The sequence below is a fragment of the Tepidiforma sp. genome (assembly GCF_034433535.1).
Taxonomy (GTDB): domain Bacteria; phylum Chloroflexota; class Dehalococcoidia; order Tepidiformales; family Tepidiformaceae; genus Tepidiforma.
Genome location: NZ_DAOUAO010000102.1, coordinates 1 through 22,631, shown reverse-complemented (window position 1 = coordinate 22,631; position 22,631 = coordinate 1). Strand labels below are relative to the sequence as shown.

General features: G+C 69.2%; 22 protein-coding genes and 1 pseudogene. 7 read left to right on the top strand and 16 right to left on the bottom strand.

Features of this window, described 5'->3' with window-relative positions; genetic code table 11:
• The first annotated feature begins 30 nt into the window (after positions 1 to 30).
• Positions 31 to 366 (top strand): RNHCP domain-containing protein, encoded by a 336-nt coding sequence (locus VAE46_RS05565; RefSeq protein WP_322795926.1) that lies wholly within the window; start codon positions 31 to 33, stop codon positions 364 to 366.
• Positions 363 to 1,214 carry an acyl-CoA thioesterase II gene (locus VAE46_RS05560; RefSeq protein ID WP_322795925.1) on the top strand — a complete coding sequence of 284 codons (852 nt, stop codon included), beginning with the start codon at positions 363 to 365 and terminating at the stop codon, positions 1,212 to 1,214. The genes VAE46_RS05565 and VAE46_RS05560 overlap by 4 nt, the downstream gene beginning before the upstream one ends.
• Positions 1,215 to 1,232: 18 nt before the next feature.
• Here VAE46_RS05560 and VAE46_RS05555 read toward each other — a convergent pair whose 3' ends face one another.
• The 5 genes from VAE46_RS05555 to VAE46_RS05535 form a co-directional block, all read right to left on the bottom strand.
• The gene (locus tag VAE46_RS05555; RefSeq protein WP_322795924.1) at positions 1,233 to 2,531 is read right to left on the bottom strand and encodes a dihydrolipoamide acetyltransferase family protein; all 1,299 of its coding nucleotides are present in this window, start codon (positions 2,529 to 2,531) and stop codon (positions 1,233 to 1,235) included.
• Between the two features lie 3 nt (positions 2,532 to 2,534).
• Positions 2,535 to 3,518, bottom strand: coding sequence for an alpha-ketoacid dehydrogenase subunit beta (locus tag VAE46_RS05550; RefSeq protein ID WP_322795923.1), 984 nt, complete (start codon positions 3,516 to 3,518; stop codon positions 2,535 to 2,537).
• Complete coding sequence (gene pdhA, locus VAE46_RS05545) at positions 3,511 to 4,512, bottom strand: pyruvate dehydrogenase (acetyl-transferring) E1 component subunit alpha (RefSeq protein WP_322795922.1); 1,002 nt, start codon at positions 4,510 to 4,512, stop codon at positions 3,511 to 3,513. Before pdhA ends, VAE46_RS05550 begins: the two co-directional genes overlap by 8 nt.
• Entirely contained in the window at positions 4,509 to 5,930 is a 1,422-nt protein-coding gene (gene lpdA / locus VAE46_RS05540) for a dihydrolipoyl dehydrogenase (RefSeq protein ID WP_322795921.1), read from the bottom strand. Before lpdA ends, pdhA begins: the two co-directional genes overlap by 4 nt.
• Positions 5,931 to 6,046: 116 nt before the next feature.
• The gene (locus VAE46_RS05535; RefSeq protein ID WP_322795920.1) at positions 6,047 to 6,730 is read right to left on the bottom strand and encodes a class I SAM-dependent methyltransferase; all 684 of its coding nucleotides are present in this window, start codon (positions 6,728 to 6,730) and stop codon (positions 6,047 to 6,049) included.
• A 59-nt stretch (positions 6,731 to 6,789) separates the two neighbouring features.
• Between VAE46_RS05535 and VAE46_RS05530 the strand changes: the two genes are divergently transcribed.
• Genes VAE46_RS05530 through VAE46_RS05515 form a run of 4 tightly spaced genes read left to right on the top strand, consistent with a single transcriptional unit; the run spans position 6,790 to position 10,367 of the window.
• A complete protein-coding gene (locus VAE46_RS05530) occupies positions 6,790 to 8,136 on the top strand; it encodes an aspartate aminotransferase family protein (RefSeq protein WP_322795919.1) in 1,347 nt (448 codons plus the stop codon).
• Between the two features lie 51 nt (positions 8,137 to 8,187).
• Complete coding sequence (locus VAE46_RS05525; protein ID WP_322795918.1) at positions 8,188 to 8,562, top strand: hypothetical protein; 375 nt, start codon at positions 8,188 to 8,190, stop codon at positions 8,560 to 8,562.
• A 36-nt stretch (positions 8,563 to 8,598) separates the two neighbouring features.
• Entirely contained in the window at positions 8,599 to 9,597 is a 999-nt protein-coding gene (locus VAE46_RS05520; protein WP_322795917.1) for an aldo/keto reductase, read from the top strand.
• Positions 9,597 to 10,367 carry an inositol monophosphatase family protein gene (locus VAE46_RS05515; RefSeq protein ID WP_322795916.1) on the top strand — a complete coding sequence of 257 codons (771 nt, stop codon included), beginning with the start codon at positions 9,597 to 9,599 and terminating at the stop codon, positions 10,365 to 10,367. The genes VAE46_RS05520 and VAE46_RS05515 overlap by 1 nt, the downstream gene beginning before the upstream one ends.
• A gap of 78 nt (positions 10,368 to 10,445) precedes the next feature.
• Here the strand turns inward: VAE46_RS05515 and VAE46_RS05510 are convergent, their stop codons facing one another.
• The 6 genes and pseudogenes from VAE46_RS05510 to nusA all read right to left on the bottom strand — a co-directional run bounded on the left by VAE46_RS05510 (position 10,446) and on the right by nusA (position 15,638).
• Complete coding sequence (locus tag VAE46_RS05510; RefSeq protein ID WP_165772381.1) at positions 10,446 to 10,586, bottom strand: DUF5679 domain-containing protein; 141 nt, start codon at positions 10,584 to 10,586, stop codon at positions 10,446 to 10,448.
• Between the two features lie 146 nt (positions 10,587 to 10,732).
• Positions 10,733 to 11,659, bottom strand: a complete 927-nt coding sequence (gene truB / locus VAE46_RS05505) for a tRNA pseudouridine(55) synthase TruB (protein WP_322795915.1) — start codon at positions 11,657 to 11,659, stop codon at positions 10,733 to 10,735.
• A complete protein-coding gene (gene rbfA, locus VAE46_RS05500; RefSeq protein WP_322795914.1) occupies positions 11,637 to 12,008 on the bottom strand; it encodes a 30S ribosome-binding factor RbfA in 372 nt (123 codons plus the stop codon). Before rbfA ends, truB begins: the two co-directional genes overlap by 23 nt.
• 22 nt (positions 12,009 to 12,030) lie before the next feature.
• Positions 12,031 to 13,776: pseudogene (gene infB / locus VAE46_RS05495) on the bottom strand (translation initiation factor IF-2); the annotation flags it as partial.
• A 26-nt stretch (positions 13,777 to 13,802) separates the two neighbouring features.
• Complete coding sequence (gene rnpM / locus VAE46_RS13530) at positions 13,803 to 14,105, bottom strand: RNase P modulator RnpM (protein ID WP_416223946.1); 303 nt, start codon at positions 14,103 to 14,105, stop codon at positions 13,803 to 13,805.
• 27 nt (positions 14,106 to 14,132) lie between these two features.
• Positions 14,133 to 15,638 carry a transcription termination factor NusA gene (nusA, locus tag VAE46_RS05490; protein WP_322795912.1) on the bottom strand — a complete coding sequence of 502 codons (1,506 nt, stop codon included), beginning with the start codon at positions 15,636 to 15,638 and terminating at the stop codon, positions 14,133 to 14,135.
• A 136-nt stretch (positions 15,639 to 15,774) separates the two neighbouring features.
• On the opposite strand from nusA, the gene VAE46_RS05485 reads away from it, so the two are divergent.
• On the top strand, positions 15,775 to 16,944 hold the full coding sequence (locus tag VAE46_RS05485; protein ID WP_322795911.1) for a cysteine desulfurase family protein: 1,170 nt from the start codon (positions 15,775 to 15,777) through the stop codon (positions 16,942 to 16,944).
• Here VAE46_RS05485 and acpP read toward each other — a convergent pair.
• The 5 genes from acpP to priA form a co-directional block, all read right to left on the bottom strand.
• Positions 16,941 to 17,192, bottom strand: coding sequence for an acyl carrier protein (gene acpP / locus VAE46_RS05480; protein ID WP_322795910.1), 252 nt, complete (start codon positions 17,190 to 17,192; stop codon positions 16,941 to 16,943). The two genes, VAE46_RS05485 and acpP, sit on opposite strands and share 4 nt — an antisense overlap.
• Before the next feature lie 55 nt (positions 17,193 to 17,247).
• Positions 17,248 to 18,486 carry a beta-ketoacyl-ACP synthase II gene (gene fabF, locus VAE46_RS05475; RefSeq protein ID WP_322795909.1) on the bottom strand — a complete coding sequence of 413 codons (1,239 nt, stop codon included), beginning with the start codon at positions 18,484 to 18,486 and terminating at the stop codon, positions 17,248 to 17,250.
• 16 nt (positions 18,487 to 18,502) lie between these two features.
• Positions 18,503 to 19,741 carry a beta-ketoacyl-ACP synthase II gene (fabF, locus tag VAE46_RS05470; protein ID WP_322795908.1) on the bottom strand — a complete coding sequence of 413 codons (1,239 nt, stop codon included), beginning with the start codon at positions 19,739 to 19,741 and terminating at the stop codon, positions 18,503 to 18,505.
• Positions 19,738 to 20,727 (bottom strand): ACP S-malonyltransferase, encoded by a 990-nt coding sequence (fabD, locus tag VAE46_RS05465; RefSeq protein WP_322795907.1) that lies wholly within the window; start codon positions 20,725 to 20,727, stop codon positions 19,738 to 19,740. Before fabD ends, fabF (VAE46_RS05470) begins: the two co-directional genes overlap by 4 nt.
• A gap of 99 nt (positions 20,728 to 20,826) precedes the next feature.
• Positions 20,827 to 22,631: replication restart helicase PriA (gene priA / locus VAE46_RS05460; RefSeq protein ID WP_322795906.1), on the bottom strand; the 1,805-nt coding region annotated here is incomplete at its 5' end.

The window sequence follows — 22,631 nt, the reverse complement described above, 5'->3', positions numbered from 1 at the left end:
CCCGGCCCGCGCTACGCTCACCACCATCCCATGCCCGAACCCGAGACCTTCCGCTGCATCAAGTGCCGCGCCACCGTCGATACCCTCGCCTTCGGCACCACCCAGCGCAACCACTGCAACCAGTGCCTCTGGAGCCGCCACGTCGATAACTTCCCTGGCGACCGCAAGGCGGCCTGCGGCGGGCCTATGGAGCCCCTCGCCGTCTTCGTCGCCCAGGGCGGCGAGTGGATGCTCATCCACCGCTGCAAGTCCTGCGGCACCCTCCACGAAAACCGCATCGCCGGCGATGACAACCTCATGATCCTCATGGCCATCGCCGCCCGCCCCCTCGCCAATCCACCCGTGCCACTGGAGTATCTCCCGTGACCCGCTCGCGCGCCCTCGAAGTCCTCCTCTCCAACCTTCAGCTCCAGCGCCTCGACCGCGACCTCTTCCTCGGCGACCCCGGGCCCGGCACCGGTCGCCTGTTTGGTGGTCACGTCGCCGCCCAGTCGGTCATGGCCGCCGGCCTCACCCTCGAGCCCGGGGCCGGCTACATCCACTCCCTGCACGCCTACTTCCTCAAGGGCGGCACCCACGATGTGCCCATCCGCTTCGTCGTCGACCGCATCCGCGATGGGCGCACCTTCTCCACCCGCCACGTGGTCGCCTACCAGGGCGGCGAGGCAATCTTCGACCTCTCAGCCTCCTTCGCCCGGCCGGAAGACGGCATCGCTCACCAGGATGTGATGCCCTCGGCGCCGCCGCCTGACGGCCTGCCCGACTGGGAGGATGTCCGCGGCGAACTGCTCGAGGATTCCGAACGGCGGCGTCGCTCCCAGCCCATCGAAATCCGCGTCGTCGACCCCGACCTCCCCGGCGAGCGTCAGCCTGCCCGCCGCCGCATCTGGATGCGCCCCAACGGCCAGCTCCCGGATGACCCCCTCATCCACGCCGCCGTGCTCACCTACGCCAGCGACCGCACCCTGCTCTCCACCGCCGCCCGCCCCCACGGCCTGACCTGGGGCCGCCGCATGTCGGCCAGCCTCGACCACGCGGTCTGGTTCCACGGCCAGGTGCGCTTCGACGATTGGGTCCTCTACGCCAGCGAAAGCCCCGTGGCGCGCCACGCCCGCGGCCTGATCTTCGGCTCGATCTGGACGCCCAACGGCCTGCGCATCGCATCCGTCGCGCAGGAAGGGCTCATCCGCATCCCCCGCGACCGGCTCGATTAGCCGCAGGCCGCGGTCGTCTCACAGGGCCAGGCTGGCCGGCTGCTCCAGGATCGCCTGGATCTCCTTGATAAATCGCGCACCCTCGGCGCCGTCCGTCACCCTGTGGTCGGCGCTGAGCGCGATCTTCATCACCTCGCGCACCGCAATCTCGCCATTAACGATCACCGGCTTCGGCATGACGGAGCCAACGCCGAGGATTGCGGCCTGGCCCGGGTTAATAATCCCGATGAGGGTCTCCACCCCGTAGGCGCCGAGGTTCGTGATGGTGAACGTGCCCTCGCCGTACTCGGCGGCCGTCAGGCGCCCGGCCCGCGCCCGCTCGATGAGGTCCTTGCTTTCCAGCGCGATCCGCCCGAGCGACTTCTCCTGGCAATCCAGCAGCGCCGGGGCGATCAGCCCCTCATCCAGCGCGATACCGATGCAGATGTTGATCCGCTCGTGCAGGCGGAGCCCTTCCTCGCTGAACTCCGCATTGAACTTCGGGTGCCGCGCCAGCGCCAGGGCGCACGCCTTGACAATGAGGTCGTTCACCGTCACCCGCTGACCCTCGGGCAGTGCCGCGTTCAGCTGAGCCCGGAACGCCATCGCTGCCGTCATGTCGACGTCGAGCGTGAGGTAGTAATGGGGCTGCGTCTGCTTCGAGAGCGTCATCCGGTGGGCGATGGCCTTCCGGATCTTCGAGAGCTCCGCCAGCTCGCCCGTTGCGGCAGGCTGCGCCGCCGGCGCGACAGGCGGGGCGGGTGGAGGCGTCGGCGCCGGGGCAGCCGCCGCCGGGGCCGGGCGCGTTGCTGGCCGGGCTTGCGCCTGCATGGCCGCAATTGCCGCCTCCACATCGCGGCGCAGGATGCGGCCATCGGGCCCGCTCCCCCGCAGCCCCCGCACATCCAGCCCCGCCTCCCGCGCAATCCGCCGCGCCACGGGGCTGATGCGGACCCGCCCGTCCATCTCCTCGACTTCCGCGGCCGCGGGCTCAGGCTCAGCTTCCCGCGCCGGGGCCGCCGTCTGCTTTAGCTCCGGCTCGATCTCGCGCTTCGCGGGCGGGGGAACCGGCTTCCGCTCCACCTCCGGCGCCGCCTCGTTGGGTTCCCCGAGAATCGCAATAACGTCCCCGACGGGAACCACCTCCCCTTCCTGCGCCACCAGCTTCAGGATGGTCCCCGATTCGAACGCCTCCAGTTCAACCGTCGCCTTGTCGGTTTCGATTTCCGCGATCACGTCCCCCCGCTTCACCACGTCCCCGGGCTGCTTCAGCCACTTCACCAGCGTCCCTTCGACCATGTCCGCCCCCATCTGGGGCATCGTCACATTGATGGCCACCGGCTACTCCTTGAACATCCCGAGCACCGCTTCGACGACGTCCTCTTCCGAAGGCAGCGCGTAAAACTCCAAGTTGCGATTGTACGGGAGCGGCACATCCTTGCAGGCCACCCGCGCCACCGGGGCGTCCAGCCAGTCGAACGCGCGCTCCATGATCTGCGCGGCCAGCTCGCCGCCGAACCCGCCGAACTTCCAGGCGTCCTCCACGATCACCGCGCGGTTGGTCTTCTTCACGGAAGCCACCACGGTGTCGATATCCAGCGGGCGCAGGGTGCGCAGGTCGATCACCTCGGCGCTGATCTCCTCCTGCTGTTCGAGCAGCAGCGCCGCCCGCAGCGCCTGGTGCACGCTCCCGCTGTACCCCACGATCGTCACGTCGGTGCCCTCGCGCAGCACGTTCGCCACGCCGAACTCGACCAGGAAGTCCGGATCGTCCGGGACCTCCCCGCGCAGGCCGTAGTTGGCCGTGTGCTCGATGAAAATCACCGTGTTCTGGTCGCGGAACGCCCGCTTCAGCAGCCCCTTCCCGTCGGCCGGCGTCGAAGGGCACACCACCTTCAGCCCCGGGAAATGGGCGTAGAGCCCTTCGAGGCTGTGGCTGTGCGTCGCCGCCAGCTGGGAGCCGCCGCCGCTCGCCATGCGAATCACCAGCGGCACGTTGATCTGCCCGTTCGACATGTGCAGCAGCTTCGCCGCGTTATTCACGATCTGGTCCAGCGCGAGGAAGCTGAAGTTGATGGTCATCAGCTCAACCATCGGGTGCATGCCGCCCATCGCGGCGCCGATGCCGATTCCCACAATCGCCGATTCGGCGATAGGCGTGTCGCGCACCCGCTTCTCCCCGAACTCCTCCAGCAGCCCCCGCGTGACCGCGTACGAACCGCCGTACTTCCCGATGTCCTCGCCCATCAGAAAGATCCGCTCGTCCCTGAGCATCTCCTCCCGCAGCGCCTCGCGCAGGGCATCGCGCATGCGCATCTCAGGCATCCGAATCCTCCTTGTACAGGTGGTCGAAGAGCGTCTCCAGCGCCGGCTGCGGGCTCCGTTCGGCGTAGTCCACCGCCTCGTTCACCACGGCTTCCACCCGCGCCTCGAGCTCGGCGAAGCCGTCCGCATCCAGCATCCCGGCCTCCATCATTTGCGTCTTGAGCCGTTCGATGCAGTCACGCTTGCGCGCCTGTTCGATCTCCTCCTTCACCCGGTAGAGCTCCGGGTCCGCCATCGAATGCCCGCGGTAGCGGTAGGTCATCGCCTCGATGAAATACGGGCCCTTGCCGCTGCGGGCATGCTCCACCGCCGTCCGCGTTGCGTCGTACACCGCCAGCACGTCCATCCCATCCACGGAAACGGCCGGCATGTTGTAGGCCGCCGCCAGCTTCGGGATCTCGGTCGAAAGCGACTCCTGCAGCGGCACCCCCATCCCGTAGAGGTTGTTCTCGCAGAAGAAGATCGTCGGCGTCTTCCAGAGCACCGACATATTGAGCGCCTCGTGGAACTCACCCTCGCCGACGCTGCCGTCGCCGAAAATGCACAGGGTCACGAAGTCTTCGCCCTTCATCTGCGCGGCGACCCCAAGCCCGACCGCCAGCGGCAGGTGCGCCGCCACGATGGCGTACCCGCCGAGGAAGCCCTTCTCCACGTCGTACAGGTGCATCGAGCCGCCGCGTCCGCCTGCCACACCCGTGGCCTTGCCGAAGAGCTCCGCCATCACCCGGTTGGGGTCGAGCCCGCAGGCCAGCGCGTGACCGTGGTCGCGGTAGTGCGTCAGGATCTTGTCGCGCTCTTCGAGGCAGGCGATCGACCCGACCGCGCACGCTTCCTGGCCGGTGTACAGGTGCAGGAACCCGCGAATCTTTCCCTTGGTGTACAGCTCGCCGCACTTCTCCTCGAAGCGCCGGATCAGCACCATCTGGTAGAGGAACATCCCGAGCCGTTCCGCCCCCAGCTCCTCAATCAGCCGATGCTCGACTCCTGACGTCATCGCGTCACAGCTCCTTCCTGCGGCGCCGCGCGCCGCCGCACCACGTGGATCGCCTCGCCGTCCGCCGCCAGGGCGGCCTCCTTAAGCGCCTCGGGCAGCGTGGGGTGCGCGTGCACGGCGAACCCCACCTCCACCGATGTCGCCTCCAGCACCGCGATCATCGTCGCCTCACCGAGGAGGTCGTTGATGTCGTGCCCAATCATGTGGATGCCGAGCACCTGCCCGGTCGGCTCGTCCACCACCACCTTCACGAAGCCTTCCGTGTGCCCGGCGGCCACCGCCTTCCCCAGCGCCGTCAGGGGGAACCGCCCGGTGCGCACGGTGTACCCCGCCTCGTGCGCGGCCTGCTCCGTGTAGCCAATCGACCCGACCTGCGGCTGGCAGAAGGTCGCCCGCGGCATCTGCACATAGTCCGGCTCGGGGCGCTCGATCCCGGCGATGTGCTCCACAGCGAGCACGCCCTGCTGCGAGGCCACATGGGCAAGCATCAGCTTCCCGGTCACATCGCCCACGGCGAAGATGCCCGGCACATTCGTCCGCATCCGCCCGTCGATCTCGATGAATCCGCGGTGGGTGTCCACACCCGCCGCCTCGAGCCCGAGGCCCCCGGTGTGCGGTACGAACCCCACCGCCAGCAGAACCACATCGCCTTCAACTCGCTGCTCGCCATCGCCGCCCGAGACATGGACCGCCGCACCCGCGCTGGTGCGCTCCACGCGCTCCACCTTCGTCCCGGTCAGGCAGCGGATGCCGCGCGCTTCGAAGCTGCGCTTTAGCAGCCTCCCGATCTCCGGGTCCTCCTGGGGGAGCAGCGTTGGCAGCAGCTCGACCACCGTCACCTCGCTCCCGTAGCTCGCCCACGCGTGCGCAAATTCCACCCCCACCGGACCACCGCCGATAATTACCGCCCGCTGCGGCGCCTCCCGCCGGGCGAGCGCCTCACGGCTGGTGATGACCACTTCACCGTCGGGTTCCATCCCCGGCAGCACGCGCGTGCTCGCGCCGGTCGCGATCACCACGTTCCGCGCCGCGAACTGCCTGTCTCCGCAGCGAACCTGGCCCTGCCCCGCCAGTGACGCCTCCCCGGTCACCACCTCCACCCCGTTGTCGCGCAGCAGCAGCTCCACCCCGCCGACAATCTTCTCCACCACCTCGCGGCTGCGGTCGATCGCGGCTCCGAAGTCGAACGACACCCCCTCGGCCCCGCGCAGCCCCCACTTCGTCCCCTCCCGCACCGCATTCACCACGTCCGCGTTCTTCAGGATCGCCTTGCTGGGGATGCACCCCCAGTTGAGGCACAGCCCGCCAACCCGCTCCTTCTCGAACAGGACCGTCTTGAGGCCCAGCTGGGCCGCCCGAATCGCTGCCACATAGCCGCCCGGGCCTCCGCCAACAATCGCGACATCCCACTGAGCCATAGCGCTCTCCTAGACTACCATAGATAGAAGCTCTGTCTATCCGGCGCGCTTACGTCCCGGCCATCTCACTCTGCCCAACCCGGCGAGCCCTGTCTACCAGCAGTTTCCCGGGGATTTCACGGCCCCTGGTCCTCACTCCCGCTGATGCTCGGGAACGGCGTCAGAGCGCCCGGGCGCCGCAGCACGTAGAGCGCGTGTGTGCGCAGCAGCGGCACCGCTGCCAGCGGCCCGTACAGCCAGGGCGCGAACCGGCCGATGGCCCGGGCAATCGGGGGCGCCAGCGTCAGCGTCTTCACCCGCATGGGGCAGCGCGGGAACCACCGGCGCACATCCTCGGCCGAGACCGGGTGCACCTTCGGGTTCCGGGGGTTCCGCCGCCGCATGTCGTACACCAGGATCAGCCCCCCCGGCCGCGTCACCCGCACCACCTCGGCCGCGATCCGCTGTGCCACGTCCTCGTCCGGCACCGAGCTGAACAGCGTGAACGCCAGCGAAAGGTCGAACGCCTGGTCCGGCTCCGGCACACGCTCGGCGCTCCCCTCGTGCACCCGGATCTCCGGCGAGCGCGAGCGGAAGTAGCGCACCGCCTCGCCGTCCAGGTCCTGCCCGGCGAGGTGCTCCGGCCGCGCCCCCCACTGCACCAGCATCCGCAGGTTGTAGCCGGTCGAACAGCCCGCCTCGAAGGCCCGCAGGTGCGCCAGCGAATGCCACCCGACCCGCCGGAACAGCCCCGCCAGGTAGCGCTCCCGCTCCTGCACCATCAACAGATTGCCGGGCTGCAGAATCGACTGGTCCGCCATCTCCGCGCGACCCAATCTACCCGCCGGGCACCCTCGGGGAAAGCCGCTATCATCCGGGCATGTCCATCGAGCAGGCCTACATCGAACGCCATCCGACCTCGCGCGCGCTCTACGAACGCGCCTCCCGCGTGCTGCCCAGCGGCGTCACCCACGACAGCCGCTTCCTCCGCCCCTTCCCCATCTACGCCGAACGCGCCGAGGGTGCCTACAAGTGGGACGTCGATGGCCACCGCCTGGTCGACTACGTGGTCGGCCATGGCGCGCTCCTCCTCGGGCACAATCACCCTGCCATCGCCGCTGCCGCCGCCGCGCAGCTCGCCCGCGGCACCCACTACGGCGCGAGCCACGAACACGAGATCGCCTGGGCCGAAGAGGTCATCCGCCTCGTTCCCTCCGCCGAGGTGGTCCGCTTCACCAGCTCCGGCACCGAAGCCACCCTCATGGCGCTCCGGCTCGCCCGGGCAGCCACCGGCCGCCCCGGCGTCGTCAAGTTCGAACGCCACTTCCACGGCTGGCACGACTACGTGGTCCCTGCTTCCAGCTACGCGGGCCGCACCCCGCCCGGCATCCCCGCCGCCACGCTCGATTCCGTCGCCGTCGTCCCGCCCGAGATCGCCGCCGTCGAAGCCGCGATCGATGCCCGCGGCGATATCGGCGCCTGCATCGTCGAAGCCGCCGGCGCCTCAAGCGGCCAGGTCCCGCTTCCCCGCGGCTTCCTCCGCCAGCTGCAGGAAGTCTGCAATCGCCACGGCATCGTCTTCATCATGGACGAAGTCGTCACCGGCTTCCGCTGGGCTCCCGGCGGCGTCCAGCAGCTCGAGGGCGTCCGCCCCGACCTCACCACCCTCGCCAAGGTCCTCGCCGGCGGCTTCCCGGGCGGCGCCGTCGCCGGACGCCGCGACCTCCTCGAGTACCTCCAGTTCCCCGGCGGCGGGCCTCGCACCGAGAAGGTCGGGCACCCCGGGACGTTCAACGCCAACCCACTCTCCGCCGCTGCCGGGGTCGCCTGCCTGCGCGAAATCGCCGACGGCAGCCACCAGCGCCGCGCCGACGGCCTTGCGGCCACGCTCCGCGCCGGGATGAATACCATCCTGCGCGAGCTGGCCATCCCCGGGGTCGTCTACGGCCAGTCCTCCGCCTTCCGCGTCCACCTCGCGGGCGACGAGCTCCCGCCCGCCGCTGACACCGACGGGCGTGACCTCCCCCCCGGGGTCCTCGCCGCGCCGTTCCCCACCGAGCGCGCCCGCCTGCTCCAGCTCGCGCTCATCAACCGCGGGGTCCATCTCTTCGGCACCGGCGGCATGCTCAGCTCCGCCCACAGCGAGGCCGACATGGCCCACACCCTCGAGGCATGGCGGGAGGCCCTGCTCGAGCTGCGCAGCCAGGGCCAGCTCGAAAATCGCTGATTCTCAGCCCCCGTTCACCATCGCGTTTTGCGAATCGGCTACACTACAGCCATGCTCCAGTCGGTGCTCTTCTTCCTCCTCCTGGCGCTGCCGTTCTTCGTCTACCTGCTCAACATGTACCTGGCCAGCCGGGAATCGCGCGGACCGGGTGGGGGCATCGCTGGGGGCATCCCGAAGGCAAAACCCGCGAAGAAGCCCCGCGCTGAGCGCCGGGCGCGCGTGCGACCCGCCCGCGTCACGAACTGCGGCCGCACCTTCTCCCACTTCGCCCTGGCGCTCGTCGGCTCCTCCAGCGCCTGCCGCTACTGCACCTACCTCGAAACGCCACCCACGCCGATTCGGCCGGACGAGGGCGGCGATGCCCTCGACGACCCCGAGGCCATCATCCGCGCCGCCGAAGAGATCATCGACCAGTCCCGCCAGTAGTTCGACACCGCCCCGCTGCCCGGCCACAATGCGCCCATGCAGCACACCCGCCTCGGCCGCACCGGCCTTACCGTCTCACGCCTCTGCCTCGGCACCATGACATTCGGCTTCCAGTGCGACCAAGCCACCTCCGTCGCCATCATGGACCGCGCCTTCGATGCCGGCGTCACCTTCTTCGACACCGCCGACGTCTACCCGCTGGGTGCCCCGCCCGGGTCCCAGGGCCGCACCGAGGAGATTGTCGGCCGCTGGCTCGCGCGCGACGGCCGCCGCCAGCGCGTGATCCTCGCCACCAAGTGCTTCGGCCGCATGGGGCCCTCCCCGTGGGACCAGGGCAACTCCCGCAAGCACATCCTCGACGCCGTCGACGCCTCCCTGCGCCGCCTCCAGACCGATTACATCGACCTCTACCAGCTCCACGGCCCCGACCCCAACACCCCCATCGACGAAACCCTCAAGGCCCTCGATGACCTCGTCCGCTGGGGCAAGGTCCGCTACATCGGCTGCTCGAACTTCCTCGCCTACCAGGTCGCCCGCGCCATCGGCCGCAGCGAAGTGCTCGGGCTCGGCCGCTTCGATTCCGTTCAGCCGCGCTACAACCTGCTCTTCCGCGAGATCGAACGCGAACTCCTCCCGCTTTGCGACGAGGAAGGCATCGGCGTCATCCCCTACAACCCGCTCGCCGGCGGGCTCCTGACCGGCAAGCACCGCCCCGAGGCCGGGCCCGAAGAAGGGTCCCGCTTCACGCTCGGCACCGCCGGGCGCCTCTACCAGGGCCGCTACTGGCACGATGACATGTTCCAGGTGGTCGAACAGATTCGCCCACTCGCAGCGGCAGCCGGCATGACCATGCCCCAGCTCGCGGTCGCCTGGGTGCTGGCCAACCCCGTCATCACCGCGCCCATCATCGGCGCCAGCCGCCCCGAGCAGCTCGACGACACCATCAAGGCGGTCGAAACGCCCCTCCCGCCCGAGCTGAAGCAGCAGCTCGATGACCTCACCGCCGTCTACCGCAAGGGCGATTCCCCACGCTGATGTCCGGGCTCGGCGAACTCCTCACGCTTGCCCTTCGTGCCGCCGACCTCGCCGGCCGGGTCATCATGCCCGTCTACGCGGCAGGCTTCACCGTCGAGCGCAAGGCCGACCGCACCCCCGTCACCGAAGCCGACCGCAACGCCGAGCTCGAACTGCGGCGCTTCTTCGAACGCGAGACGCCCGGCTTCGGCGTCCTCGGTGAGGAATTCGGCGAGACACCCGGCGACGGCCGCCACCGCTGGATCATCGACCCCATCGACGGCACGAAGTCGTTCATCCACCGCGTGCCCCTCTTCGGCACCCTCATCGCGCTCGAACAGGACGGCGAGCCCGTGCTGGGCGTCATCGCCTGCCATGCGGTTGGCGAGACCGTCGCGGCGGCTCGCGGCCTCGGCGCCCGCCTGAACGGCGAACCAGTCCGCGTTTCGCCCCTCACCGACCTCGAAGAGGCCACCCTTACGATGACCTCCTTCGCCCGGACCGCCGCCCGCTACCCCCGCGGCTACGCCGCGCTCGTCCAACGCTGCGGCCTCGCCCGCGCATGGGGCGATTGCTACGGCTACCTCATGGTCGCCACCGGCCGCGCCGAGATCATGCTCGACCCCGACATGAGCATCTGGGACGCTGCCGCCCTCCAGCCAATCATTCGCGAAGCCGGTGGCGCCTTCAGCCAGTGGGACGGCAATCCCGCCCTCGGCAACTCCGCAGTCGCCACCAACGGCCTCCTCCACGAGGCCGTCCTCGCCCTGCTGGCCCTCGACCGCCGCTGAGCCGCGAGCACGGAAAGGGCCCGCGAAGCGCGGGCCCTTTCCGTGTGCGTGCGTTCGATCCGGCAGTGGCGGCAGGCGTTAGGCCTTCCCGATCTTGAACATCTTGGTCCCGCAGACCGGGCAGGTGCCCTCGGTCGCGGGCTTCCCGTTCTTCATCGTGATGGCCTTCGCGTCCTTCATCTCGCGCCGTTCCCGGCACTTCAGGCAGTACGCTTCCAATGCTCCTCCTTCTTCCGTCCCTCCCTGGACGGCGCTGGCAGAATTGTGAGAGTGCCTACGCAATTACGCAGACCGGCCAGCCACCGTGCATGTTCGTCCCGCCCTTCCTCGCTGTCAAGGAAAAAGTGAACCTGATTCGCACATAACTAGGATTTTTTCTCGGCCGAAACCCCGGCAAGCACCTTCAGCGGCTGAACTCCCGCTCCGGGGCGCGCCTCGCCGATGCCCAGGAAGCGTCCATCGGCGGCGTACACCCGAAGCGGCCCCCCCGCCCGCGACGGCGCAGCCCGGTGCAGGTTGCCATGTGCGAAGTCGCGGGCGCCGGCCGCCCCGAGGATTGCCGCGTCCCAGCGCAGGAGCCCCTCGTCCGCCGCCAGAATGACCTCCTCGGCCCTCCCGGCCACGGTTAGCGCCTCAAGCTCCGCCATGGTCACCGCCTCGCGTACGTGCAGCTCCCCCGAACGGACCCGCCGCAAGGAGGCCAGGTGTGCCCCGCAGCCCAGCTGCCGCCCCAGGTCACGCGCGAGGCTCCGGATGTACGTCCCCGGCCCGCAAACCACCCGCAGGCGAACCCGGTCCGTCCCAACCAGCCGCACCTCGAACACGCGCACCTCCACTGGCCGCGGCGCCAGCTCCGGGGCCCGGCCCTCGCGCGCGAGGGCGTACGCCCGCTTGCCATCTACCTTCAGCGCGCTGAAGGCCGGCGGCGTCTGAAGGATCGTCCCGGTCAGGCGCGCGGCTGCCGCCTGTATCGCCGCCTCAGCCAGCTCCGGTACCGGCCGCACCCAGGTCACCTTCCCGTCGCTATCATCCGTCTCGGTCTCGACCCCAAGCACCGCCTCCCCGATGTACTCCTTGTCGTGCGCGGTCAGGTACTCCGCCAGCCGCGTCGCCTGCCCGAGGCACACCACCAGCAGGCCGGTCGCGAACGGGTCGAGCGTTCCCGTGTGCCCGGCTCGCCGCTGCCCGAGCAGCCTCCGCACCTTCGCCACCACATCGTGACTCGTCCAGCCGGCTGGCTTATCGATCAGCAGCAGCCCGTCCGGCCCGTCAGTCGCCTTCGTCCGCCTCACCGCGCTCCGCCCGCACCTGGTGAATCAGCTCGGCAAGCCGAGCCCCGCGTTCGATCGAGGGGTCGAACCGAAAAATCAGCTCCGGCACGTTCCGCATTGTCAGTCGGTGCACCAGCTCCCGGTGCAGGAACGGCGCAGAATGCTGGAGCCCTTCCAGCGCCTCCCGCCGCTCCTCATCGGTCCCCAGGTGCGAAACGTAGACCACCGCCCGCCGCAGGTCCGGCGAAACCTGCACTTCGGTGATCGTCACGAGCCCACGGCCCACCCGCGGATCTTTCACCTCCCGCAGCAGCAGCTCTGCCAGCTCCGCCCGAAGGAGCTCATTGACCCGGGTTGTCCGCATGCTCATCGCGCGGCCCTCCCGGCCAGGGTCAGCTCACCCGCTCTTCGTGGTAGAACTCGATGATGTCGCCCTCTTCGAACCTGTCGAAGCCGGAGAGCACCACCCCGCATTCGTAGCCGGTTTGCACCTCGCGCACGTCGTCCTGGAACCGCTTCAACCCTTCGCAGCGCGCCTTCGCAATCTCCTGCTTGTTCCGCAGCACCCGCGCCATCGACCCGCGCCGGATGGTGCCATCCGTGACGTAGCAGCCCGCAATCTGCCCGACCTTGCTCGACTTGAACACCCGGCGAACCTCGGCGTGCCCATCGACCACCTGCTTGAAGACCGGCTCGAGCATGCCCTGCAGCGCGTTCTCGATGTCTTCGAGTACCTGGTAAATGATGGTGTACAGCCGAATTTCGACGCCGGCCGCCTCCGCTCGCTTCCTGGCGCTCGACTCGACCCGCGTGTTGAACCCGATGATGATGCCGTTCGAAGCCTCGGCCAGCATCACGTCGCTGTCCGTCACCGGGCCCGTCGCCGCGTGGATGATGCGCACCTTCACTTCGTCGGTGCTCAGCCGCTCCAGCGCCCCGCGGATTGCCTCGGCGCTGCCGCGCACATCCGTCTTCAGGATGATGATCAGTTCTTTCAGCTTCCCGGCGCTAATCTCAGTGAACAGCGTGTCGAGATTGACCCGCGCGGGCTGCTGCTCGGCCGCCTGGCGCAGCCGCTTCCGCTCCTCCACGATCTGCCGCGCCGTCTTCTCATCGGCCACGGCCCGCAGCCGTTCACCCGCCTCCGGCACATCTTCGAGCCCAAGAATCACCACCGGCGTCGAAGGCCCGGCCTCCTTCACCCGGCGTCCCCGGTCGTCCAGCATCGCCCGAACCTTCCCGCTCGTTTCCCCCACCACCACGGCATCGCCCTGCCGCAGCGTCCCGCGCTGCACCAGCACGGTGGCAATCGGGCCACGACTCGGGTCCAGCTCCGCCTCGATGACCACTGCCGAAGCCGGCCGGTCAGGGTTCGCCTTCAGCTCGCTAATCTCCGCGACGAGGTTGATCGCCTCGAGCAGGTCATCCAGGCCCTTGCCGGTCGTCGCCGAGACGTTCACCGCGACCACGTCGCCGCCGTACTCCTCCACCACCAGCCCGTGCTCGGTCAGCTGCTGCTTCACACGGTCGGGATTCGCGGCAGGCAGGTCGATCTTGTTGATCGCCACGATAATCGGCACCCCGGCGGCCTTCGCGTGGTTGATGGCTTCCACCGTCTGCGGCATCACGCCGTCGTCAGCCGCGACCACCAGCACCGCGATATCGGTCACCTGCGCCCCGCGCGCCCGCATCGCGGTAAACGCCGCGTGCCCGGGAGTATCGATGAAGGTGATCAGGTGCCCATCCCGCTCCACCTGGTACGCGCCGATGTGCTGGGTGATGCCGCCTGCCTCGCCGGCTGCCACCCGCGTCTTGCGGATCGCATCCAGCAGGCTCGTCTTTCCGTGGTCGACGTGCCCGAGAATCGTCACGACCGGCGGACGCGGCTTCAGGCTCGCCGGGTCATCAGGTTCGTCCTCCGGCTCGACCACCGGCTCTGCGGCGGCTGCCGCCTCGGCCTCCTCTGGCTGCGGTTCAAAGCCCAGCTCCACCGCCACGATCGCGGCCGTGTCGTAGTCGATCACCTGGTTCTGGTTGGCCATCACCCCGTTCGTCATCAGCCGCTTGATCACCTCCACGGGCGTTACCCGCAGCAGGTCAGCCAGCTCCTTCACCGTCAGGGCGTCCGGGATGCTCACGCGCCTTGGGGTGGATGGTCTTGCCGTCATACGCTATCGCCTTCTTTCGCCGGCAACGCCAACCCGAAGGCCCGCAGGGCCTCCACATCGTCCACGGCCGGGGTAATTCTCAGTGCATGCTTTATCGTACCCCCTCGCAGCGCTTTCTCCCAGCACTCACGCGTGGGGTGGATATACGCCCCCCGCCCGTTCGCTCGCCCCGTGAGGTCCACCACGACCCGCCCTTCCGGCGTCCGCACAATGCGGACAAGCTCCCGCTTGCCCTGCTCAGCCCGGCAGGCGATGCAGGTCCGTTGCGGCTGCCGTCGCGGTCGAGCCCCCGTGGCGATGCGTCACTCCTCCAACCGCCCGGCCCATCAGTGGATGCGCCCGGCGTAATCGATATCGTCCATGTCGTCGCCTTCGTCGAAGTACCGCGCCCGGCGGCCCTTCTTCCCGGCAGACTTCTTCGGCAGCGGCTCGTCCTCCTCGGCACGGCGGGGGAGGACGTCCTCCGCGAACCGGATCGATGACGGCCGGCTCTCGTCCGTCAGCGAGGTCGGGATTTCGTACTCCTCGTCCTCGTCCTCGCCGTAATCTTCCGACTCCCGCTCTTCGCCCTTGGGCACGGGCATTCGCTCCACGATCGAGGCGAAGGAGATCTCCTCCTCTTCCTCTTCGGGCTCCGGCGCCGGCTCCGGGCGGTGGGCGACGGCCGGCTCGGGCTCCGGCCTCGGCGCCGCGGCCTCCTCGGCAGCAGCGGCCACCTCCTCCGCCTCCTGGATGATGTCGATGTCAGGCGCCTCGCCGGGGGCGTACGGCTCGAAGGCCAGCGGTCGCTCCTCTTCGCCAGCTTCCAGCCGGTCCTTCGCCGACTGGCTCATGACGTTGATCCGCCAGCCCGTCAGCTTCGCTGCCAGCCGTGCGTTCTGCCCGTCCTTGCCGATCGCGAGCGACATCATCCGGTCCGGCACCACCACCGACGCCAGCCGCTCCTTCGGGTCGATCTCGACTTCCGTCACCTGGGCCGGGCTCAGCGCGTTCGAAACGAAGTTTGCAGGGTCCGGGTCCCACTTGATGACGTCGATTCGCTCGCCGTTCAGCTCGTTGACGATGTTCTGGATGCGCGTGCCACGCACGCCCACGCACGCCCCGATCGGGTCGATCGCCGGGTTGCGCGCCCAAACCGCCACTTTGCTCCGGTGACCACCCTCCCGGGCGATGCTCTTGATCTCCACCGTGCCGGCCTTGATCTCCGGCACTTCCATTTCGAACAGGCGCCGCAGCAGGTTGCGGTGCGCCCGGCTCACCACCACCTGGGGGCCCTTGGAGGCCCGGCTCACGTCCGCCACCAGCACCCGCACCCGCTGTCCCGGCCGCAGGTGCTCATTGCGCACCTGCTCGCTGGCCGGCAGCACCGCCTCGGTCCCCCGCCCCAGCTCCATGATGATCTGGCGCGGCTCCACCTTCTGCACCGTCCCGACGATCAGCTCGCCGACCTTGTTGCTGTACTCGTCATAAATTGCGTCGCGCTCCGCCTCGCGCAGCCGCTGCAGCACCACCTGCTTGGCGGTCTGCGCTGCGATACGCCCGGCCTTCTCCGGGATCTTCTCCTCGAAGTCCAGCACGTCGCCGGGCCGGGCGTCCGGCTTCCAGCGCCGCGCTTCCTCAACCGAGATCTCAACCCGCGGGTCCTCAACCGTTTCCGCCACCACCATCTGCCGGTACGCCCGCACGTCGCCGGTCCGCGCATCGATCTTCACGTACAGGTTCGGCGCATCATCCTCTTCGCGCCGGAAGGCCGAGGTCAGCGCAGCCTCCACCGCCTCATACACCGTCTCCGGCGGCAGGTTCTTCTCCGCAGCGACCTGGTTCAGTGCCAACAACAAATCGTTTTTCATCGTCTCAACAAAAAAGTGGGCGCCGCGCCCACTCCCGCAGGGGATTGCCAGCTCGAATCATAGCACGTCCCGCGCGGCTGTGATCACCGGCCCCTGCGGCCTGCGCTAATCTGGACCTATGGCCCGCATCTACCTCGACCACGCCGCCACCACGCCTACCGACCCCCGCGTCCTCGAGGCCATGCTCCCGTTCTTCACTACCCACTGGGGTAATCCCTCAAGCATCTACCTCGAAGGACAGCGGGCCCGGGCGGCAGTCGACGCCGCGCGCAAGACCATCGCCGACCTGCTCGGCGCCTCGCCGAAGGAGATCGTCTTCACCTCCGGCGGCACCGAATCCGACAACGCGGCAATCCGCGGTGCCGCCTTCGCCCAGCGCGCCCGCGGCCGCGGCAACCATATCGTGACCTCCGCCATCGAGCACCACGCGGTGCTCCACACCGTCGAACAGCTCGAACGCGAAGGCTTCCGCGCGACCTACCTCCCGGTCGACCGCGACGGAGTGGTCTCCCTCGAAGCCCTCGCCGAGGCCGTCGGCCCGGAGACCGTTGTCGTTTCCGTCATGACCGCCAACAACGAGGTTGGCACCATCCAACCGATCGCCGAGGTCGCCCGCATCGCCCGCGAGCGCAACCCCCGGGTCGTCGTCCACACCGATGCCGTGCAGGCCGCCGGCACCCTCGATATCACCCCTGCCCGCCTCGGGGTCGACCTCCTCAGTATCGCGGGCCACAAGCTCTACGGCCCCAAGGGCATCGGCCTGCTCTACATCAAGAACCGCACGCCCTGGCAGCCGCTCATCCTCGGCGGCAGCCAGGAGAAGGAGCGCCGGGCCGGCACCGAAAACGTCCCCGGCATCATCGGCCTCGCCGCCGCCATGCAGCTCGCCTGGCAGGAGCGCGACGCCTACAACGCCCACGTCCGCCGGCTTCGCAACCGCCTGCTGTTCGAACTCCCCGAGCGCATCCCCGATACGGTCATCACCGGACCGGCCGATCCCGACCGCCGCCTGCCCAACAACTTCTCCTGCTGCTTCCGCAACGTCGAGGGCGAAAGCGTCCTGCTCGCGCTGGATATGGCCGATATTGCCGCCAGCAGCGGCTCAGCCTGCACCACCGGCGCGCTCGAACCCTCCCACGTGCTCACCGCCATGGGCATCGACCGCGACCTCGCCCACGCCTCGCTCCGCCTCACCCTCGGCCGGGCCACCACCGACGCCGATATCGACCGCGTGCTCGAAGTCCTTCCCGGGATCGTCCAGAAGCTCCGCTCGCTTGCCGGCGCCTAGTGAATGCCCTGGTGTGCCAGGAAGTCGAGGATGTCCTGCACCGTCCGGATATTCTCCGCGTCCTCGTCCCGGATTTCGAACGTCGCCTGGTCCGCGAACTCCTCCTCGATGGCGATCGTCAGGTCCACGATGTCCAGCGAATCGGCCCGAAGGTCATCGACGAGGCTCGCCTCCGGCGTCACCTCCTCCGGGCTCACCTTCAGCTGCCGAACCACCACATCCCGAACTCGTTCGAAAACCGTTGCCATGTGCGTGTGCTCCCCTGGGAATCCTCTCAGGCTGCCGGGCGCCCGTTAGGCTACGTCAGCCTTCGTACTTGCGAAAGATCACCGAACCGTTCTGCCCACCGAACCCGAACCCGTTCGCCGCGGCTGCCCGCACCCGCATCGAGCGGGCCTTCAGCGGCACGTAGTCCAGGTCGCACTCCGGGTCCGGGTTTTCGAGGTTGATCGTTGGCGGCACCACATCGTGGTACACCGCCAGCGCAGCCGCCAGCGCGCCCACCGCCCCCGCCGCGCCCAGCAGGTGCCCGACCATCGACTTCGGCGAGCTGACCGCCAGCCGGTACGCATGCTCGCCGTAGGCCTGCTTGATCGCCCGCGTCTCGGAAACGTCGTTCAGCGGCGTCCCCGTCCCGTGCGCGGCGATGTAGTCCACGTCGCCCGGCTCCAGGCCCGCATCCCGCAGCGCTTCGACCATCGCATCGCACGCCCCCGAGCCGTCTTCCAGCGGGGCCGTAATGTGGTAGGCATCGCAGCTCAGGCCGCCGCCCGCGAGCTCCGCGTACACCCGCGCACCCCGCGCCCGCGCCCGCTCCTCCGACTCGATCACCATCACCACCGCGCCCTCGCCAAATACGAACCCATCGCGTTCCCGGTCGAATGGCCGGCTCGCACGCGCCGGCTCGTCGTTCCGGCGGCTCAGCGCCTTCATGTTCGCCAGCGCCGCAATCGGCAGCGGGTGGAGCGCCGCCTCTGTCCCGCCGGCCAGCACCACATCGCACCGGCCGGAAGCGATCAGGTGCTTCGCCTCCAGGTAGCTGTAGAGGCCACTCGCGCAGGCCGCGACGCTCGCCATCGCCGGCCCGCGCAGCCCCAGGTGCATCGAAACTTGGCACGCGCCCATGTTCGGCGCCATGGTCGGGACATAAAACGGGCTCACGCGCCCCGGCCCCCGCTCCTTCAGGACGAGTACCTCCTCCATGGTGTCGATCGCCCCGCCGGCGCCGGTGGCAATCGCCGAGCCCGCCCGCCGGCGCTCGTCGTCGGCAATCACCAGCCCCGCATCGTCCGCTGCCAGCCGGGCTGCCGCCACGGCGAACTGGGCAAAGCGCGACATCCGCCGCGCCTCCTTGGTTTCCATGTACTTGCCCGGGTCGAATCCCTTCACCTCGGTCGCGATCCGAACCGGCAGCTCCGAGGCATCGAACCGCGTGATGGGGCCGGCCCCCGAAACGCCCGCCACCAGGTTCTCCCAGAACTCCTGCGCAGTCAGTCCAATCGGCGTGATGGCCCCCACGCCGGTCACCAGTGCTCGCCTCACAGGCTCTACTCCCAGGTCAGGTAACCTTCCGGAAAATCAGGCAGGCGTTGTGGCCGCCCAGGCCCACCGACGTCGTCATCGCCACGTTCACCGGCATCGACCGCGCCACGTTCGGCACGTAGTCCAGGTCGCACTCCGGGTCCGGCGTCGAATAGTTGATGGTGGGCGGCACGATCTGGTCGCGGATCGCCATCACACAGGCCAGCGCCTCCACCGAGCCGCTGGCTCCCATGCAGTGCCCCGTAATCGGTTTCACGGACGAGATGGCCGCCCGGTAGGCAGCCTCGCCCATCACCTCTTTGAAGACCAGCGTCTCCACCCGGTCATTCAGGGGCGTCCCGCTCCCGTGCGGGTTAATGTAGTTGATCTCATCCGGGGCGATCCCGGCTTTCCGGATCGCGGCCGCCACCGCCCGTTTCAGGCCCCGACCCGTCTCGTGCAGGGCGATCATGTCGAACGCATCGTTCGACGACCCGTAGCCGATGACCTCGCAGTAGATTTTCGCCCCCCGTGCCTTCGCCTGCTCGTACTCCTCGAGCACCATGCCGCACGCGCCCTCCCCGGCCACGAAGCCGTCCCGGTGGAGGTCGAACGGCTTCAGCGCCTTCTCAGGGTGCTCGTTGTCGGAGGCCAGCGCCCGCATCGAGCACCAGGTCGCGTGGTAGATCGGCAGCAGCACGGCCTCGGCGCTACCCGTGATGACGGCATCGGCGTCCCCGCGCCGGATCGTCTCGAACGCCTCGCCGATGGCAGCGGCCCCGGTCGCGCAGGCGGCCACCGGTGCCAGGTTCGGGCCGCGGGCCCCCGTGGCGATGGCGATGTGCCCGCTTGCTGCATCGGGGATGAAGTTGGCCACAAGGAACGGCGTGATGCGCCGCGGGCCTTTCTCCTCCAGGATGCGCTGGTGCTCCAGCACCATATCGGTCCCGCCGGCCCCGGAGCCGAAAATCACCCCGACCATGTCGGCGTTCTCGTCGGTGATCGTGAGTCCGCTATCCGCCAGCGCCTCCAGCGCCGCTCCCACGCCGAACGTCACCGAGCGGTTCATATACCGCTGCTGCTTGGCATCGACCCGGTCGCCGAGGTCGTACCCCTTCACCTCCGCCTGGATGCGGACCGGGTACGGCTCCGGGTCGAACAGCGTGATCGGGCCGATCCCGCTCCGGCCCTCCACCATGGCGCGCCAGGTCTCCTCGGCCGTGTGCCCCACCGCCGTGACCGCCCCGACGCCCGTCACCACCACCCGCCGGTTCATCGAGCGGTCGCCTCCACCAGCGCCCAGCGCTCGCTCAGCATGCCCTCGTACTCATCGCTGATGGCGATGCTGTTCACGCTGTAGTCGATCCGCCGGACCAGCTTGGTCAGCACATTGCCGGGCCCGATCTCCATGAACAGGTCGGCGCCCTCGTCCCGCATCCGTTCGATCGTTCGCTGCCACTGCACGCCGTGGGTGAGCTGCTCCTTCAGCTCGCGGCAAACCTCCGCGCCGGTTCGCAGCAGGCTCGCGTTCACGTTCCCCACCAGCGGCCGGATGGGGTCCCTAAACGGGACCTTTTCAAGCAGCGCAGCCATCCCCTCGCTCGCCTTCGCCATGAGCGGAGAATGCGACCCAATCGTGATCGGCAGCCGCACCACCCGCCGGGCCTTCGCCTTTTCGGCCAGCTCCATGGCCAGCTGCAGCGGCTTCAGGTGCCCGGAGATGACGCTCTGGCCTTCGCAGTTGGAGTTCGCCAGCCCCACATACCCTTCCCGCGAGGCCTCGGCGCAAATCTCCAGCACCTTCTCTTCCGGCAGCCCGAGGATCGAGGCCATGCCGCCGGGATTCTCCCGGCCGGCCTCCTCCATCAGCCGGCCCCGCTCCTGCACCAGCTCGAGCCCGTCTTCGAAACTGAGCGATTCCGCGGCCACGGCCGCGGTGAACTCGCCCATCGAATGCCCGGCAAACAGGAACGGCCGCAGCTCCCGGCCCATCTGCTCCCACCGCTCGCGCAGCGCCTCCAGCCACGCGATCGAGGTCACGAAGGTGGCCGGCTGCTGGTTGCGCGTCGATTCCAGCTCCTCCGCCGGGCCCTCCCAGCACAGCTTCGATAGGTTTCGCTCCAGCAGCTCATCCGCCCGTCGAAACACCTCGCGCGCAGCCTTCGAAACCTGCGCCAGGCGCTGGCCCATGCCCACGTGCTGGGACCCCTGCCCCGGGAAAATCAGCGCCAGCCGCGACCACGGCTTCAGTTCCTGGTCCATGCCGTACCGATCCCCTCCGCCCCGGGCTTTACCGCCCGGATGGCCTTGCAGGATACCAGCACCGGCGGCCTCGGGCGAAGGTTCGTCCCACCCGAACCGTCAAAGCAGGTTCGCCGGGTCCACATCCACCTGCCAGCGCTCCCCCAGCCGCACCCCGGCCAGCAGCCGTGCAGGTGCGCGGCCCCGCAGGAGGACCTGCCAGCGGTGTTCGCCTCGCAGCCGCGGGATGAACGGCCGCGTCGGCCCGAGGATGTCCGGCTCGGCGTGACCTGCCGCGTCCCGCAGCACCCGCAACTCGGTCGCCACCCGCGCCGCTTCCTCCAGCCCTGCCTGTTCGTTGAAATTCCGGTACACCAGCCTGACGATGCGCGAGAAAGGCGGATAGCCCGCCCTCCGCCGGTGCACGATCTCCTGTTCGTAGAACCCCCGGTAATCATGCGCTGCAGCCGCCACGATCGGGGCCGCCTCCGGCTCGTACGTCTGAAAGAACACCTTCCCGGGCCGGTCGCGCCTGCCCGCCCGCCCCGCGACCTGGCTCAGGAGCTGAAAGGTCCGCTCCGCGGCGTGATAATCGGGCAGGCTTAGCCCGACGTCTGCATCCACCACGCCCACCACCCGCATCGCCGGCAGGTCCAGCCCCTTCGCCAGCATCTGCGTCCCGACCAGGATATCGACCTTCCCCGCCTCGAGCTCTGCGAGCAGCCGCTCGTGCGCGCCCTTCCCGCGGGCAGTGTCGCTATCCCACCGCCGCACCCGCGCGCCCGCGAACACCGCCCGCGCCTCCGCCTCGACGCGCTGGGTCCCCACGCCGAACGGACGGTACCGCACGCTCTCGCACTTTGGGCAGCGGTCCTCCAGCCGCCGCGACCGCCCGCAGTGGTGGCAGCGCAGCTGTGCGTGGATCGACGCCTCCGCATCGAGGCTCATCGCCACCTCGCACGAGGGGCACAGCGGCAGATACCCGCAGTCGCGGCAGAGCACGAACCGCGCCGCGCCCCGCCGGTTGACGAACAGGATCGCCTGCTCCCCCGCCGCGAGCGCCTCACGCACCGCCCTGCGGAGAGCCCGGCTGAACATGCTGCGGTTGCCCTCGCGCAGTTCGAGCCGCATATCCACGATGGTCACATCGGGCAATTCGCCCGCCCGCACGCTGCCATCCCCGCCCGGCGCCACGCGCTCCCGCAGCTCGGCCCGCGCGATCTGGCCCACCTCACTCCGGTGGTACGTCACCACGTCCGGGGTCGCGCTCCCGAGCACCACCCGCGCCCCCGTCAGCTCCCCCAGCCGAATCGCAACTTCCCGCGCGTGATAGCGCGGCACCGGGTCCTGCTGCTTGTAGCTCCATTCGTGCTCCTCATCCACCACCACCAGCCCGGGGTCGCGCACCGGCGCGAAGACCGCGCTCCTCGAGCCCACCACCAGCCGGGCATCCCCCCGCGCGATGCGGAACCACTGGTCGTACAGCTCGCCGGTCGAAAGCCCGGAATGCACCACGGCCAATGTCTCCCCGAAGCGCGCGCCGTACCTCCGCACCGCCTGCGGTGTCAGCGAAATCTCCGGCACCAGCACGATCGCGCCCTTGCCAGCCTCGAGCGCTCGCCGCACAAGCTCGAGGTACACCTCGGTCTTGCCCGAGCCCGTCACCCCGTGGAGCAGGGTCACCGGCGTTGCCCACGCCAGGTCGGCCGCGGCGGCCTGCTCCGGGGTGAGGTGCGCTCCCGGCGATGGCGCCAGCACGAAGCCCGCGAGCGGGTCCCGTTCGATGCGCCGCTCCACCACCCGGACCAGCCCGCGCGCTTCGAGCCGCTCCAGGTGGCGCGGCTCCGCGCCGATCTCCCTCAGCTCTCCCAGCCCCGCCTCCCCGGCCTCCGCCAGCTGCCGAAGAATGCGCGCCTCCACCGAAC

What these genes read in the sequence shown, in the direction of transcription:
- VAE46_RS05565 (WP_322795926.1), top strand. Translation starts at nt 31, where the DNA reads ATGCCCGAACCCGAGACCTTCCGCTGCATCAAGTGCCGCGCCACCGTC.
- VAE46_RS05550 (WP_322795923.1), bottom strand. Translation starts at nt 3,518, where the DNA reads ATGCCTGAGATGCGCATGCGCGATGCCCTGCGCGAGGCGCTGCGGGAG.
- pdhA (WP_322795922.1), bottom strand. Translation starts at nt 4,512, where the DNA reads ATGACGTCAGGAGTCGAGCATCGGCTGATTGAGGAGCTGGGGGCGGAA.
- lpdA (WP_322795921.1), bottom strand. Translation starts at nt 5,930, where the DNA reads ATGGCTCAGTGGGATGTCGCGATTGTTGGCGGAGGCCCGGGCGGCTAT.
- VAE46_RS05535 (WP_322795920.1), bottom strand. Translation starts at nt 6,730, where the DNA reads ATGGCGGACCAGTCGATTCTGCAGCCCGGCAATCTGTTGATGGTGCAG.
- VAE46_RS05530 (WP_322795919.1), top strand. Translation starts at nt 6,790, where the DNA reads ATGTCCATCGAGCAGGCCTACATCGAACGCCATCCGACCTCGCGCGCG.
- VAE46_RS05525 (WP_322795918.1), top strand. Translation starts at nt 8,188, where the DNA reads ATGCTCCAGTCGGTGCTCTTCTTCCTCCTCCTGGCGCTGCCGTTCTTC.
- VAE46_RS05520 (WP_322795917.1), top strand. Translation starts at nt 8,599, where the DNA reads ATGCAGCACACCCGCCTCGGCCGCACCGGCCTTACCGTCTCACGCCTC.
- VAE46_RS05515 (WP_322795916.1), top strand. Translation starts at nt 9,597, where the DNA reads ATGTCCGGGCTCGGCGAACTCCTCACGCTTGCCCTTCGTGCCGCCGAC.
- rbfA (WP_322795914.1), bottom strand. Translation starts at nt 12,008, where the DNA reads ATGAGCATGCGGACAACCCGGGTCAATGAGCTCCTTCGGGCGGAGCTG.
- VAE46_RS05485 (WP_322795911.1), top strand. Translation starts at nt 15,775, where the DNA reads ATGGCCCGCATCTACCTCGACCACGCCGCCACCACGCCTACCGACCCC.
- acpP (WP_322795910.1), bottom strand. Translation starts at nt 17,192, where the DNA reads ATGGCAACGGTTTTCGAACGAGTTCGGGATGTGGTGGTTCGGCAGCTG.
- fabF (WP_322795908.1), bottom strand. Translation starts at nt 19,741, where the DNA reads ATGAACCGGCGGGTGGTGGTGACGGGCGTCGGGGCGGTCACGGCGGTG.
- fabD (WP_322795907.1), bottom strand. Translation starts at nt 20,727, where the DNA reads ATGGACCAGGAACTGAAGCCGTGGTCGCGGCTGGCGCTGATTTTCCCG.